The organism is Pseudomonas sp. PS02288, from assembly GCF_029959715.1.
GTDB classification, from domain to species: domain Bacteria; phylum Pseudomonadota; class Gammaproteobacteria; order Pseudomonadales; family Pseudomonadaceae; genus Pseudomonas_O; species Pseudomonas_O kuykendallii.
In genome coordinates, this window is sequence record NZ_JASCPA010000005.1 from 53,414 (window position 1) to 67,611 (window position 14,198).

Consider the following 14,198-nt stretch of genomic DNA (forward strand, 5'->3'; position numbering starts at 1 on the left):
GTGAAACCTGTCGGGCTCGTCAATTGTTCGCGACGAGCGACCTTGTCTACCTACGTCAGCGCCGCCTGGAGGAAGGTTCAACGAAGAACCGCGGATCGGTCGACATAGCCGCCCTGCCCTTTGCCGCATCGACGATGCCGCTCAAGTGCCGGTCACTCGAAGCCATGCCCCGCGTCGACCAGCAGGCGCCGGCCCCGGTCGAGGTCGGCGGCCTTGAGCATCAGGAAGTCGCCGTCGTACGTCGAAACGACGAAGATCCCCAGCCCCGCCTCCGACAAGGGACGCACCACCGACAGCACGATTCCGGTCTCGTCGAAGGCGAACGGCCCCACCAGTTGCAGGCAGGCCCAGCCGCCGTCCGAGGTCACGCCGGCCGGCACGCGATGCTGCGGACAGACGATGGACAACTCGTCCGCACTTCGGCTGATGGAGACGAAGCCCGGACCATCGGCCCACGCCGGAATAGGCTCGAAACCGTCCAGTCGGGATACCGCATAGCGTTCGGGCAGCACGCGAAGGCGAACGGAGGCAGTCATTCGTGAATCCTGGAGGTAGGGATCGGCAAGTGGCGACGTGTGGAGAGCACAGCAAGGGAGGTGAACGACCAGCCGCCGACTCCATGCATCAGCCCGATGCAAGACGCCGACTGGTCGCCCGCGCGCATCATAAGCTACCGACGCGCTATTGACGTCAATTTCACATCTTCCACTGAGCGGACAAATGCTTTCCGCTTGAAAGCCCGGCGGAGGTTTAGCAGGCACAAAAAAAGCCGCTCAAGGCAGCTTCTCTTGTCTCTCCGGTGAGGGAGAAGATATGGCGCAGCGGACGGGACTCGAACCCGCGACCCCCGGCGTGACAGGCCGGTATTCTAACCGACTGAACTACCGCTGCGTGTCGGTTGGACTTTCGTCCGATTCTCACATGGTGGCTGATGACGGGATCGAACCGCCGACCCCCTGCGTGTGATGCAGGTGCTCTCCCAGCTGAGCTAATCAGCCTTCGCCTTGCGAGGTGGCGCAATTTACGCAGCGGCCGACGCTAAGTCAACACCCCGCTTGAACTTTTTCCGAAAACGCTCAGTCGGTGTAGATCATCTTTCGGGTCATGCCGCCGTCCACGACAAACTCCTGGCCGGTGACGAAAGTGGCGTTCGGCGAGACCAGCCAGCTGACCAGCGAAGCGATGTCCTCCACCGTCCCTACCCTTCCTGCCGGATGCTGGTCGTGGTCGCTTTCGGACAGCGGATCGGCGCGCCGATCACGTGGGTCGCGGGCGTCGATCCAGCCGGGGCTGACTGCGTTCACGCGGATATCCGGCCCCAGGCTGACGGCCAGCGCGCGGGTCAATGCCAGCAGCCCGCCCTTGCTCGCTGAATAGGCTTCGCTGTGGGCTTCGGATTGATGCGCGCGGGTGGAGGTCAGGTTTACGATCGAACCGCCATGGGCGCGCAGGTAGGGCGCGCAATGCTTGGCCAACAGCATCGGCCCGGTCAGATTGACCGCGAGCACGCGGTTCCACTCGGCCATGGAAAGGCTTTCCAGCGGCGAGTTGTAGGGATCGGCGTGCCCGGCGTTGTTGATCAGCGCATCGAGGCGGCCGAACTGGCCAAGCACTTCGGCCACACCGGTGGCGACCTGCTTCTCGTCGCTGACGTCCATCCGGATGAACCAGGCGCTTTCACCCAGCGCCCTGGCGACGCGCGAACCCCGTTCGCGCTCGACGTCGGCGAGCACCAGCTGCCAGCCCTCGGCGATCAGCCAGGCGGCGATCCCCAGGCCGATACCGCGCGCGCCACCGGTGACCAGCGCGACCTTGCCGTTCGCTCCTGCGGCGGAACGGGGCGCCCACTCCAGGGCGTCCCGCTCGCCCGCTGTCATACCGTGCGCAGGGCAGCGAGGCCCAGGGCCAGGTCCGCCTTGATGTCGTCGATGTCCTCGAGGCCCACGGCGACCCGGATCAGGTTGTCGTGAATACCGGCGCGTTCGCGATCCTGTTGCGACAGGCGCCCGTGCGAGGTGGTCGCCGGATGGGCGATGGTGGTCTTGGTATCGCCCAGGTTGGTGGTGATGGAGATCATCCGCGTGGCATCGATGAACGCCCACGCGCCCGCCTTGCCGCCGGCGACCTCGAAGCTCACCACCGCACCGAACGCCTTCTGCTGCCGCTTGGCCAGCTCATGCTGCGGATGGCTGGCCAGACCGGAGTAATAGACGCGCTCGACACCCGGCTGGCCTTCCAGCCACTGCGCCAGCTCCAGCGCCGACTCGCTGTGCGCGCGCATGCGCACGCGCAGGGTTTCCAGGCCCTTGAGGAACACCCAGGCATTGAACGGACTCAGCGTGGGACCGGCGGTACGCAGGAACCCCACCACTTCGGCCATCTGTGCCGCGCGACCGGCGACCACGCCGCCGAGGCAGCGACCCTGGCCATCGATGTACTTGGTCGCGGAGTGGATGACGATATCCGCACCAAGCTTCAGCGGCTGCTGCAGCGCGGGCGTGCAAAAGCAGTTGTCCACCGCCAGCAGCGCGCCGTGGGCGTGGGTGATTTCGGCCAGCGCGGCGATATCGACCAGTTCGGCGAGCGGGTTCGAGGGGGATTCGACGAAGGCCAGCCTGGTGTTCGGCTTGAACGCCGCGCGCCAGCCGTCGAGATCGGCCAGCGGCGGGTAGTCGACCTGCACACCGAAACGCTTCAGGTACTTCTCGAACAGGCTGATGGTCGAGCCGAAGACGCTGCGCGAGACAAGCACATGATCGCCGGAACTGCACAGGCTCATGACCATGGCCAGGATCGCGGACATCCCCGAGGCGGTGGCGACCGCCTGTTCGGCGCCTTCGAGCGCGGCGATGCGCTCCTCGAACATGCGCACGGTGGGGTTGGTGTAGCGCGAATAGACGTTGCCCGGCACCTCGCCGCCAAAGCGCGCGGCGGCATCGGCAGCGGTGCGGAACACGTAGCTGGAGGTGAAGAACAACGGCTCGCCGTGCTCGCCTTCGGGCGTGCGCTGCTGGCCGGCACGCACCGCCAGGGTGTCGAAACCTACACCGTCCAGGTCGCTGTCGAGCCGACCGGCATCCCATTCCTGGGTCATATCGCTACCTCACGAAAAGTCGGACTGCAGGGTGCGCCGAACGCACCCTCAAAACGGACAAGGTCGCCCCTGCCCGTCAGCATCAGTTGTTGTACAGGTCGATGATCGCGCTGACCGCCTGAGACTTGACCTTGCTCGCGTCGTTGCGCGCCTGCTCGATGCGGTTCAGGTAGGCCTCGTCGATGTCACCGGTGACGTACTTGCCATCGAACACCGCGCAGTCGAAGTTGGCGATCTTGATCTTCTTGCTGCCGCTGACCGCTTCGATCAGATCCGGCAGATCCTGGTAGATCAGCCAGTCGGCGCCAATCAGCTCGCAGACTTCTTCGGTGGTACGGCCGTGAGCGATCAGCTCATGGGCGCTGGGCATGTCGATGCCGTAGACGTTGGGATAACGCACCGCCGGCGCAGCCGAGCAGAAGTAGACGCTCTTCGCGCCGGCTTCGCGGGCCATCTGGATGATCTGCTTGCAGGTGGTACCACGCACGATGGAGTCGTCCACCAGCATCACGTTCTTGCCGCGGAACTCCAGCTCGATGGCGTTGAGCTTCTGCCGTACTGATTTCTTGCGCGCCGCCTGGCCGGGCATGATGAAGGTCCGCCCGATGTAGCGATTCTTGACGAAGCCCTCGCGGAACTTCACGCCCAGGCGGTTGGCCAGCTCCAGCGCGGCGGTGCGGCTGGTATCGGGAATTGGGATGACCACGTCGATGTCGTGCTGCGGACGCTCGCGGAGGATCTTGTCGGCCAGCTTCTCGCCCATGCGCAGGCGCGCCTTGTAGACCGAGATGCCGTCCATGATCGAGTCCGGACGCGCCAGGTAGACGTGCTCGAAGATGCACGGAGCATATTTCGGATTCGTCGCGCACTGCCGGGTGAACAGCTTGCCGTCCTCGGTGATGTACACCGCCTCGCCCGGCGCCAGATCGCGGATCAGGGTGAAGCCGAGCACGTCCAGCGAGACGCTCTCGGAGGCGATCATGTATTCCACGCCCTCGTCGGTGTGGCGCTGGCCGAACACGATCGGACGAATGCCGTTGGGGTCGCGGAACCCGACAATCCCGTAGCCGGTGATCATCGCCACCACGGCGTAACCGCCCAGGCAACGCTCGTGCACGTGGGTGACGGCGGCGAACACGTCTTCCTCGGTCGGCTGCAGCTTGCCGCGCTGAGCCAGTTCGTGAGCGAACACGTTGAGCAGCACTTCCGAGTCGGAATTGGTATTCACGTGGCGCAGGTCGGATTCGTAGATTTCCTTGGCCAACTGCTCGACGTTGGTCAGGTTGCCGTTGTGCGCCAGGGTGATGCCGTACGGCGAGTTGACGTAGAACGGCTGCGCCTCGGCCGAGCTGGAGCTGCCGGCGGTCGGGTAGCGCACGTGGCCGATGCCCATGTGGCCGACCAGGCGCTGCATGTGGCGTTGCTGGAAGACGTCACGCACCAGGCCGTTGTCCTTGCGCAGGAACAGGCGACCGTCGTGGCTGGTGACGATTCCGGCAGCATCCTGGCCGCGGTGCTGGAGGACGGTCAGGCCGTCATACAGCGCCTGATTGACGTTCGACTTACCGACGATACCGACGATGCCACACATGTGACGCAACCTCACTGGTTCAGGCTAAAGACAGGTTTGCGAAGGCCGGCATGTTCGCACGACAACCGCATGACCTCTTTTACTTGGGCATCAGCCCACTGGCGTTCAATCCCTGGGAAACGGCACTGTCGATCATCCAATGACCGGCAAGATTCAGAATCAGGTTCTTCGACCAGTCGGCGACCATCAGGAAATGCGGCAACAGCACCGACTGTTGCCACCAGACGTCCTCCTGGACCGGCGCCAGGCTCAGCAGCCCCACCAGGACCACCACCAGCAGCGCACCGCGCGCCGCGCCGAAGACCATGCCGAGAAAACGGTCGGTACCGGAAAGGCCGGTGACCCGGATCAGCTCGCCGATCAGGAAATTGATCAACGCACCGACCAGCAGTGTCACCACGAAAAGAATGATGCAGGCGGCGATCACGCGCGCCGACGGGGTTTCGATGAAGCGGTCCAGGTACACCGACAGTGCACCGCCGAACATCCAGGCGACCACGCCGGCAACGATCCAGGTGAGCAGCGACAGGGCTTCCTTGACGAAGCCGCGCTTCAAACTGATCAGACTGGAGACGGCGATGACGGCGACTATCGCCCAATCGACCCAGGTGAATGCCACGATGCTGCCTGCCAACACGGTGCTGCCTGCGAACGGGAAAGGCGCGGCATTTTAGCAGAGCCGACCCGCTCCGGTAAGCGAAGCTTTCTATCGTCTCGCCTGGCTGCGCCTATCAAGGTTTGAAGCGCACCACGAAACCGTTGAGCTTCTGCTGCTTGTTGAGCTGATCGCGCAGACGGTTGGCCTCCGCCCGCTCGATCACCGGACCGACGAATACGCGGTTCATGTTCTCTGCGTTGCGGATGTAGGCGTTGTAGCCCTGGTTGCGCAGGGTCGCCTGCAGCGTTTCGGCGCTGGCGCGATTGGACAGGCTGGCCAGTTGGACCGACCAACTGATGGGGAGATTATTGGCATCGAGACGACTGTCCGCCGGTTTGCTCGCCGGTGCTGGCGCGGGAACGGTTGCCGAGGGGGCGGCAGCCGGAGCAGCCGGCGCGGTCGGAGCCGGAAGGCTGGCGGCGGGCGTCGCAGGCAAAGCGGCAATCGGCGTCTCCGGCGGATCGGCCGGCACCGGCTCGTCCGGCAGAGGCTGGGGCTCGGGCACCGCGACCGACTCGACCTCGATGGTCGGCGGCGCCGGGGTCGCCGGCATGCTCGGCGCGTCCACCACGACGCGACGCAGTTCGTCGTCGCGGGAGAGCAGCATCGGCACGAAGATCACCGCCAGCGCGACCAGCACCAGCGCGCCGACCATACGTTGCTTGAGCCCTTTGTCCAGCACAGCCATTCCCCGCTCCTAGTGCCGGGCCAACCATTCCAGGGCCTCGGCCACACAATAAAAAGAACCGAATACCACGATTTCGTCGCCCGTCGACGCCCGCTCGCACTGAGCCTCGATGGCGCGACCGATGTCGCCTGCGTCGCTCGCCTCGGCCCCGGCCTCTTGCAACGCGGCCAGCAACTCGGCGGCCGGCCGGGAGCGCGGTGTCGGTAGCGCAGCGACCGCCCAATGGGCGATGCGTGGCAACAGCGGCTGCAGCACGCCCGCAAGGTCCTTGTCGGCCAGCAGACCGAACACCGCCAGACGCTGCCCGCCGATCGGCGTCGATGCCAGACGGCGTGCCAGGTACTCGGCGGCATGGGGATTATGCCCAACATCGAGCAACAGTGTCAGGGACTTGCCTCGCCAGTGAATCGCCCGCCGGTCCAACCGCCCGGTAACGCGGGTTCGCGCCAGCGCCTCGAAGAGCACCGGAGGATGCCAGTCGAGCCCCAGTAGCGCGAAGGCCTGCAGGGCGAGCGCTGCGTTTTCCATCGGCAGGTCTAGCAGCGGGAGGTCGTGCAGCTCCGGCACCTGGCCGGCGCCATCGCGGCCCTGCCAGTGCCAGCCCTGCTCGCCGATCGCCAGATCGTAATCGCGTCCCCGCAAGTACAGGGGCGCCTCCAGCTCGGCGGCCTTGTCCAGCAACGGCGCCGGGGGATCGAGGTCGCCGCACAGCGCGGGCTTGCCGGCGCGCAGGATGCCAGCCTTCTCGAAGGCGACCGATTCGCGGCTGTCGCCCAGCCAGTCGGCGTGATCGAGGCCGATGCTGGTGACCAGCGCCAGATCGGCATCGATCAGGTTCACCGCATCCAGCCGCCCGCCGAGGCCGACTTCGAGCACCACGGCGTCGAGCCCGGCCCGCTCGAACAACCAGAAGGCCGCCAGTGTGCCCATCTCGAAATAGGTCAGGGAAATATCGCCACGCGCGGCCTCGACCGCGGTGAAGGCCTCGCACAGCTGCGCATCGCTGGCCTCGATGCCATTCAGCCGGACGCGCTCGTTGTAACGCAGAAGGTGCGGCGAGCTATAAACGCCGACGCGCAGCCCCTGCGCCCGCATCAGCTCGGCGAGAAACGCGCACGTAGAGCCCTTGCCATTGGTGCCGGTGGCGGTGATCACCCGCGGCGCGGGTCTGCCCAGCCCGAGGCGCCGGGCCGCTTCCCGCGAGCGTTCCAGGCCCATTTCGATGGCCGTGGGGTGCAGTTGCTCGAGGTAAGCGAGCCAGTCGCCCAGGCTGCGCTCGATCATGCCTCGGCGGGAGCCTGGACCGGCGCCATGGAGTGCACGGGGCTGGGAAGCCCCATGAGCTGAGCGAGCAGGCGCGCCAGACGCGGGCGCAGTTCGGCGCGGTGGATGATCATGTCGATGGCGCCGTGATCGAGCAGGAACTCGCTACGCTGGAAGCCTTCCGGCAGCTTCTCGCGCACCGTCTGTTCGATCACACGCGGGCCGGCGAAGCCGATCAGCGCCTTGGGTTCGGCCACGATCACGTCGCCGAGCATGGCCAGACTGGCCGACACCCCGCCATACACCGGGTCGGTCAGCACGGAAATGAACGGCAGGCCTTCTTCGCGCAGACGCGCCAGCACCGCCGAGGTCTTGGCCATCTGCATCAGCGAGATCAGTGCTTCCTGCATGCGTGCGCCGCCGGACGCGGAGAAGCACAGCATCGGGCAGCGCTGCTCGAGGGCGACGTTGGCCGCGCGCACGAATCGCTCACCCACCACGGCACCCATCGAGCCGCCCATGAAGGAGAACTCGAAAGCCACCGCGACCACTGGAAGGTCCTGCAGCGTGCCGCGCATGGCAATCAGCGCGTCCTTCTCGCCGGTGTCCTTCTGCGCCGCGGTCAAACGGTCCTTGTACTTCTTGCTGTCACGAAACTTGAGGCGATCCACCGGCTCGAGCTCGGCGCCGATCTCTTCGCGACCCTCCGGATCGAGAAAGATGTTCAGCCGCGCACGCGCATCGATGCGCATGTGGTGGTTGCACTTGGGGCAGACGTCGAGGGTCTTTTCCAGCTCGGGCTTGTACAGCACCGCCTCGCAGGACGGGCACTTGTGCCAGAGCCCTTCGGGCACGGAACTCTTCTTCACCTCGGACCGCATGATCGAAGGGATCAGTTTGTCTACCAGCCAGTTGCTCATGCTGTCGTTCTCCAAAGCTTCGGGCCCGCGCGCCACGAGGGCGCTTGCCGGGCGGATTCAAAGTCGCGACCGCGAGCGGCGCATTCGGCGTGCCAGGCACCCACGGGGCCGGGCTGATCCGCGCCGCCACTCGAACGAGCAGGCACACGGATCGAAAAACAGTTCGTCGACAGGCGCCGTAGAGCGCCCGCAGCGCTTCGCGCCCGCGTCGACGACGCGTCAGTGCTAGTGGACGGCTGACGAAGGAAGCCCGTCACATGAACAGCGTGATCGCAGCTTTCGGCCACCCGCAGGATCACGCCGCCGAGCCGCCTTTGACAGCGTCGATGAACGCACGAATCTTCTGCGCATCCTTGATGCCCTTGCTGGCCTCCACCCCGCCACTGACGTCCACGGCATACGGACGAACCTGCCGAACGGCATCGGCGACGTTATCGGGCGTGAGCCCACCGGCGAGGATCAGCGGCTTGGACAGTTCCCGGGGAATCAGCGACCAGTCGAAGGATTCGCCGGTACCACCGGGAACGCCGGCGACATAGGTGTCGAGCAGAATGCCGCTGGCCTTCGGGTAGTGGGCGGCCAGCGCGGCGATGTCATCGCCGGGTTTGACCCGCAGCGCCTTGATGAACAGCCGGTGATAGCCGTCGCAGGCATCCGCGCTTTCATCGCCATGGAACTGCAGAAGATCGAGCGGCACGGCGTCGAGGATCTCTCCCAGCTCGCAGCGACTGGCATCGACGAACAGCCCGACGGTGGTCACGAAGGGCGGCAAGGCCGCGATGATCGCCCGCGCCTGCTGAACGGAAACCGCACGCGGGCTGCGCGGGTAGAACACCAGGCCGATGGCATCGGCACCGGCGTCAACCGCGGCGAGAGCGTCTTCGATGCGGGTAATACCGCAGATTTTGCTGCGAACGGCTGGCAAGTTGCGAGGACCTCAGGGATCTGATAGCCCCGAATGGTAGCAAATGCGCTTCTAGGCGTCAGCCATCACGTCCGGCAGGCCGGAGAGGAAATGCGGGCCCAGGTAGCGCTGGGGGAGCTCGAACTCGGCCGGATACTCGACCTGCACCAGGTACAGACCGAAGGGATGCGCCGTTACGCCGCCGGTGCGTCGCACACGGGTTTCCAACACTTCCCGAGCCCATTCCACCGGACGCTCTCCGGCACCGATGGTCATCAGCACGCCGGCGATGTTGCGCACCATGTGATGAAGGAACGCGTTGGCACGGATGTCCAGAACGATGAAGCGACCGTGCTCGATCAGCTCAAGGTGATGGATGGTCTTTATCGGCGACTTGGCCTGGCACTGACGCGCGCGAAAGGCACTGAAGTCATGCGTGCCGACCAGACTGCGCGCGGCTTCGCGCATGCGCGCGACGTCCAGCGGGCGGTGATTCCAGGTCACCTCCTCCGCCATGTGCGCCGGACGAATCTGATCGTTGTAGATGACATAGCGATAGCGCCGCGCCATGGCCGAGAACCGAGCATCGAACGCGCGCGGCATGAACTTGGCCCAAGTCACACTGATGTCCGGGGGGAGATTCACGTTGGCGCCCATGATCCAGGAATGCAGCGAGCGCTCCACCGAGGTATCGAAGTGCACCACCTGGCCGCTGGCATGTACCAGGGCATCGGTTCGCCCCGCGCAACTCAGGGTAACGGGTGCCCCACCGGCGACCTTGGACAGGGCCTTTTCGAGGGACTCCTGAATCGACGGAACGCCGGCGCGCTGACGCTGGAAGCCGCGGTAGCGGGTTCCGCGGTACTCAACGCCCAGGGCGACTCTGAAAAAGCCAGCGGCAGCCACTGGGGCTGCCGCTTCGGGTACTGCATCGGTCATTTGTCAAACCAGTCGGGAAATCATCTCGCGCGCTTCCTGCTGCTGAGCAGCGTCGCCTTCGGCGAGCACTTCGTCGAGGATGTCGCGGGCGCCTTCGCTGTCACCCATGTCGATGTACGCACGCGCCAGGTCCAGCTTGGTCGCGGTTTCGTCGGTACCGGAGAGGAAGTCGAAATCGTCTTCGTCGCTCGGCCCGGCCAGGGTATCGGCTGTCATCGGCGCATCCGCGAACGGGTCATCGAAAGGTTCATCGACAACGGGCTCGGGAACGACCGGCGGCTGGGCCTCGTCATTCATCTGATCGAGTTGCGCGGCAACACGGTCGAGCTGTGCGGCGAAGTCGTCCTTAGCCGGCTCATCGTCGTCCAGCGACAGATCGAAATCGGCCAGTGGAGCGTCGACCGAGCTGCGCGGATCTACCACCGGCTCTTGCGGCAACTCGAAGCTCGGCTCGTCGAGGGTGCCCGTCTCAGAAGTTACGACAGGCTCGTCTTCGAGGTTGAAGAGGAAGTCATCGTCCGCGGACAGCGGCTTTTCATCGGCTTCCTGAGCGTCCAGATCCAGGTTGAAGTCGGCCAGCTCGTCGGTCAGGTCGGGGCTGGAAGCGCCCTCGTCCTTGTCCAGATCCAGATCGAAATCCAGATCCGGCTCGGCCGCTGGCGAGGACGTCGACGCAAATTGCAGGTCGTCATCCAGCGACAGATCGCCCAGGTCGTCTGCCGGCTCGGTCTTCGCAGCCGGGGACGGATCGGTATCGAAGTCCAGGTCGAGGTCGTCGAGATCGAAGGCATCGTCATCCAGGGCCGCACTGGGCGCAGGCTCCTGAATCGCCAGATCGTCCAGATTGAACTCGTCACGCTCGTCATCTCGGGAGGCCGCGGCCGCGGCGCTAGCCAGGGCGGCGGCGGCCAGCGCGCTCATGGCCGGGTAGCGGAGCTTCAGCGAGTCGATATCGGAACTGCTGCCGCCCATTTCGCGCAGTTCGTTTTCCTGGCGAACGAAGCCTTCACGATCACCCAGCTCCGCATACACCTCCATCAGCTTGAGACGCAGGTCGGCACGTTGCGGCTCGTCATTGATGGCGCCCTGGAGCAACTCCGCCGCCTGGTTGAAACGGCCGTAGGCGATGTAGATATCCGCCTCGCCCAGCGGATCGCCGGTCTGGGGCGTGACGCGCTCGCTGACAGGGGACGAAAGCTCGACCTGCGGATCGTCGTCGAGGGCATCGAAACTGCCGGCGCCCAGCCCCATGTCGCTGTCGAACTTGTTGGCGGCGTCATCGCCACCAATGATCACGTTGTTCTGCTGGACGGTTTCCTTGGCGGAATTGCGCCGCGACAGGATCAGCAGGGCGATCAGCAACAGCAGCAAGGCCCCGCCGCCTAGGAGGGCGAGCATGGTCGGGTTGGCCAGCAGCGAGCTGAGGATACCTTCGTCAGGCTCGTCGGCTGCGGGCAGCGGTTGAGCAGGCGCAGGCTCCGGGGTTGGCTCCACCGGCGCGGGAGCCTGTTCGGCCTGAGGCTCCACGGGCGCGGCAGGTTCGGCGGGAGAAGCTTCCGGCGCAGTGGCCGGAGCGCCCGCGGCGTCCTCGGTGGCATCCGGCTCCCCAGCGGGTGCAGAAGTCTGGGCGCCAGCAGGCTGGTTTTCGGTGGGTGCTGCGGGCGCTGGCGTCGGCACAGTCGGGGCTGGCGAAGCGGTCGCGGGTGCAGCAGGCGTTGCCGGAACCTGGCCCTGCTCGGCCACGCTGGCCTGGAGTTTGGCCAACTGGCTGTCCTTGAGCTGGATCAGCCGCTGCAGCTTGTCCAACTGGCTCTGCAGGTCGTCGACCCGACTCTTCAGCTCGGCGCTTTCGCGACGCGACGAATCGAGGCTCTCCTGCGTGACCGCCAGCTTGTCCACCAGCGCCTTGCTGTTGCCGCCGCCGGTTCCGCCGGCTTCGCTGCCGCTGGTGGCGCTGCCGGCTTCCGGAGCCACGAGGCGGAGGTTGTCGCTACGCTCGCTCTGCGCGGGCGCGGCGCCCGCTTCGGCGCGGCGTGTGGCATCCAGTTGCCGGGCGCCAGGTGCCGCGCGGCGACCCGAGCGCCAGGCGGCGTTCTGCGCAGCGACCTGGGCCAGCGCTTCGCTCTGCGAGCGGCTGCGGATCTGCTCGTCGGTGGGCAGGCGCAGTACCTGCCCGCTCTTCATACGGTTGATGTTGCCGTCGAGAAAAGCATCCGGATTTAGGTCTTGGATTGCCAGCATCGCCTGGTGGACGGTTCCGCCGCTGCGGACCTGCTGGGCGACTTCCCAGAGGGTGTCGCGGGAAGTGGTGCGGTATTCGCTGCTGGCAACGCGTGGAGCGGATGCCGCCGGAGCCGAGGGACGTGGCGCGGTCGCGGGCGCTGCGCTCGGGGCCGGAGCCGGGCGCGGCGCGGTGGCTACCGGCGGACGCGTGAGCGGCCTGGCGACCGGCAGTTGCGGCGCTACGGCGGCCGCGGTTTCCGGGGAATACAGCGGCGGGTCGAGCAGCAGGGTGTACTCGCGCAGCAGACGACCGCTCGGCCAGAGCACTTCCACCATGAAGTTGAGGTAGGGCTCGCGTACCGGCTTGGAAGAGGTCACACGGATGACGTTCTTGCCGTTGGCATTCAGGACCGGGGTGAACTTGAGGTCGGTGAGGAAGAACTGGCGGTCGACGCCGGCCTTGGCGAAATCTTCGGGAGAGGCCAGTTTCGGCCGGACTTCGTCGGTTTCGAGCCCCTTGACGTCGAGGAGCTCGATCTCCGCCTGCAACGGTTGGTTCAACGCGGATTTCAGTGTGACTTCGCCCAAGCCCAGCGCATACGTCATCCCTGAGGTGAGCGACGTAGCGGCTGCGATTGCCAGCACCAGTTTGCGAACCCGAACCATAGTGTTTTCCCTTGTTTTCGCCTTCCCCCCGAAAACCCGAGGAGAAACTAGATACTCGCTGCCCGCTCCATCCTGCGATGGTCCCCGTCAGCGATCAGCCAAGCCCGTAGCAACAAACCTAGAATAGTTCTTCAAACTCAAAGGTAAGTATCTTTTACAGATAGTGTTTTATCAATAACTCAGCCAGTTGCAGCACATTCAGCGCGGCGCCTTTTCGTACATTATCAGAAGCAATCCACAAATTGAGTTCATGGGGATCGTCCAGCCCGCCACGCAGGCGCCCTACGTACACCACGTCCTGACCGACCGCATCCCCGGTGGCCGTCGGATAATCGTCTTCCAGCAACTCTACACCCGGCGCAGTGCCCAGTATTTGACGCACCGCGGCCATGTCCAGCGGCTCTTCGGCGACGAGAGATACGCTGATGCTGTCGCCGAAGAACACCGGCGCCTGAATGAAAGTCGAGGACACCGCCAAGCGCGGCAGGTCGAGGAGCTGCCTGAGCTCGCCAGCCAGACGTTTCTCCAGCGAGCCATGGCCCTGGGCATCGCATGCTTCCACCTGAGCCAGCAAATTGAAGGCGATCTGCCGGTCGAACAGACGCGGCTCCAGAGGGCGCAGGTTGAGCAGTTCCGTGGTCTGCCTGGCCAGTTCGCTGACGCCCTCGCGGCCGCGGCTCGACACCGCCAGGCAGGCGCTGACCGTGACCCGCTGCAATTCGACCAACTGCCGCAACGGTGCCAGCACCACCGCCAACGCAACCGCTACCGGCGACGGGCTGCTCAGTTGCACGGGCAGGCTCAGCGCCTCGATCGCCAGCCCATTGGCCTCGGGCACCGCGCTCGGCGCGCGTTGTGCATCCAGGGCGCCGGTCACGTCGAGCAGCGAGCACCCCGCCGCTTCCGCCCGCGGGGCGTAGGAGCGGGTCAGCGCCGCGCCGGCGACGAAGAACACCAAGGTGGCCTGGGAGAAATCGAAGTCGGCAACGTCGCGCACGCGCAGGTTCTTGCCGCGAAACGGTAGCGATTCGCCGGCGCTTTCAGGGTCGCCGAGAAGGAACAGGTTGCCGACCGGGAAGTCGCGCTCGCCGAACAGTTCGACCAGGGTCTTGCCGACCTCGTCGCTGGCGCCGACTACGGCGATGTCGATGGTTTGGCTCATGACGGAAGCGGCCTCTTGCGAATGGAGAGGCACTTTATAGAGGAAAACCGGAGGGGGAAAGCACGCGGCCCGCCGCCGTTCGCAGCGGGT

At 65.4% G+C, this 14,198-nt stretch carries 12 protein-coding genes and 2 tRNA genes; all 14 read right to left on the minus strand.

Annotated features, from left to right (window positions below):
* Positions 1-152: 152 nt before the first annotated feature.
* On the minus strand, positions 153-536 hold the full coding sequence (locus QMX85_RS04000; RefSeq protein ID WP_282338921.1) for an ACT domain-containing protein: 384 nt from the start codon (positions 534-536) through the stop codon (positions 153-155).
* Between the two features lie 278 nt (positions 537-814).
* Positions 815-891, minus strand: a tRNA-Asp gene (locus tag QMX85_RS04005).
* Positions 892-922: 31 nt separating this feature from the next.
* Positions 923-998: transfer RNA gene (locus QMX85_RS04010), tRNA-Val, on the minus strand.
* A 78-nt stretch (positions 999-1,076) separates the two neighbouring features.
* Positions 1,077-1,877, minus strand: a complete 801-nt coding sequence (locus QMX85_RS04015) for an SDR family oxidoreductase (protein ID WP_282338922.1) — start codon at positions 1,875-1,877, stop codon at positions 1,077-1,079.
* Positions 1,874-3,094, minus strand: a complete 1,221-nt coding sequence (locus tag QMX85_RS04020) for an O-succinylhomoserine sulfhydrylase (RefSeq protein WP_282338923.1) — start codon at positions 3,092-3,094, stop codon at positions 1,874-1,876. The genes QMX85_RS04015 and QMX85_RS04020 overlap by 4 nt, the downstream gene beginning before the upstream one ends.
* Before the next feature lie 82 nt (positions 3,095-3,176).
* Complete coding sequence (gene purF / locus QMX85_RS04025; RefSeq protein ID WP_090230314.1) at positions 3,177-4,685, minus strand: amidophosphoribosyltransferase; 1,509 nt, start codon at positions 4,683-4,685, stop codon at positions 3,177-3,179.
* A gap of 79 nt (positions 4,686-4,764) precedes the next feature.
* Entirely contained in the window at positions 4,765-5,304 is a 540-nt protein-coding gene (locus QMX85_RS04030) for a CvpA family protein (protein ID WP_090230412.1), read from the minus strand.
* Between the two features lie 112 nt (positions 5,305-5,416).
* On the minus strand, positions 5,417-6,031 hold the full coding sequence (locus QMX85_RS04035; RefSeq protein WP_282338924.1) for an SPOR domain-containing protein: 615 nt from the start codon (positions 6,029-6,031) through the stop codon (positions 5,417-5,419).
* A gap of 9 nt (positions 6,032-6,040) precedes the next feature.
* On the minus strand, positions 6,041-7,315 hold the full coding sequence (gene folC, locus QMX85_RS04040; RefSeq protein WP_282338925.1) for a bifunctional tetrahydrofolate synthase/dihydrofolate synthase: 1,275 nt from the start codon (positions 7,313-7,315) through the stop codon (positions 6,041-6,043).
* Entirely contained in the window at positions 7,312-8,214 is a 903-nt protein-coding gene (gene accD, locus QMX85_RS04045) for an acetyl-CoA carboxylase, carboxyltransferase subunit beta (RefSeq protein ID WP_282338926.1), read from the minus strand. Before accD ends, folC begins: the two co-directional genes overlap by 4 nt.
* Before the next feature lie 295 nt (positions 8,215-8,509).
* A complete protein-coding gene (locus tag QMX85_RS04050; protein ID WP_282338927.1) occupies positions 8,510-9,139 on the minus strand; it encodes a phosphoribosylanthranilate isomerase in 630 nt (209 codons plus the stop codon).
* A 51-nt stretch (positions 9,140-9,190) separates the two neighbouring features.
* Positions 9,191-10,057: a tRNA pseudouridine(38-40) synthase TruA gene (gene truA, locus QMX85_RS04055; protein ID WP_282338928.1), complete on the minus strand. Its 867-nt coding sequence runs from the start codon at positions 10,055-10,057 to the stop codon at positions 9,191-9,193.
* A 3-nt stretch (positions 10,058-10,060) separates the two neighbouring features.
* A complete protein-coding gene (locus QMX85_RS04060) occupies positions 10,061-12,946 on the minus strand; it encodes a FimV/HubP family polar landmark protein (RefSeq protein WP_282338929.1) in 2,886 nt (961 codons plus the stop codon).
* Between the two features lie 154 nt (positions 12,947-13,100).
* A complete protein-coding gene (locus QMX85_RS04065; RefSeq protein ID WP_282338930.1) occupies positions 13,101-14,108 on the minus strand; it encodes an aspartate-semialdehyde dehydrogenase in 1,008 nt (335 codons plus the stop codon).
* Positions 14,109-14,198: the final 90 nt, after the last annotated feature.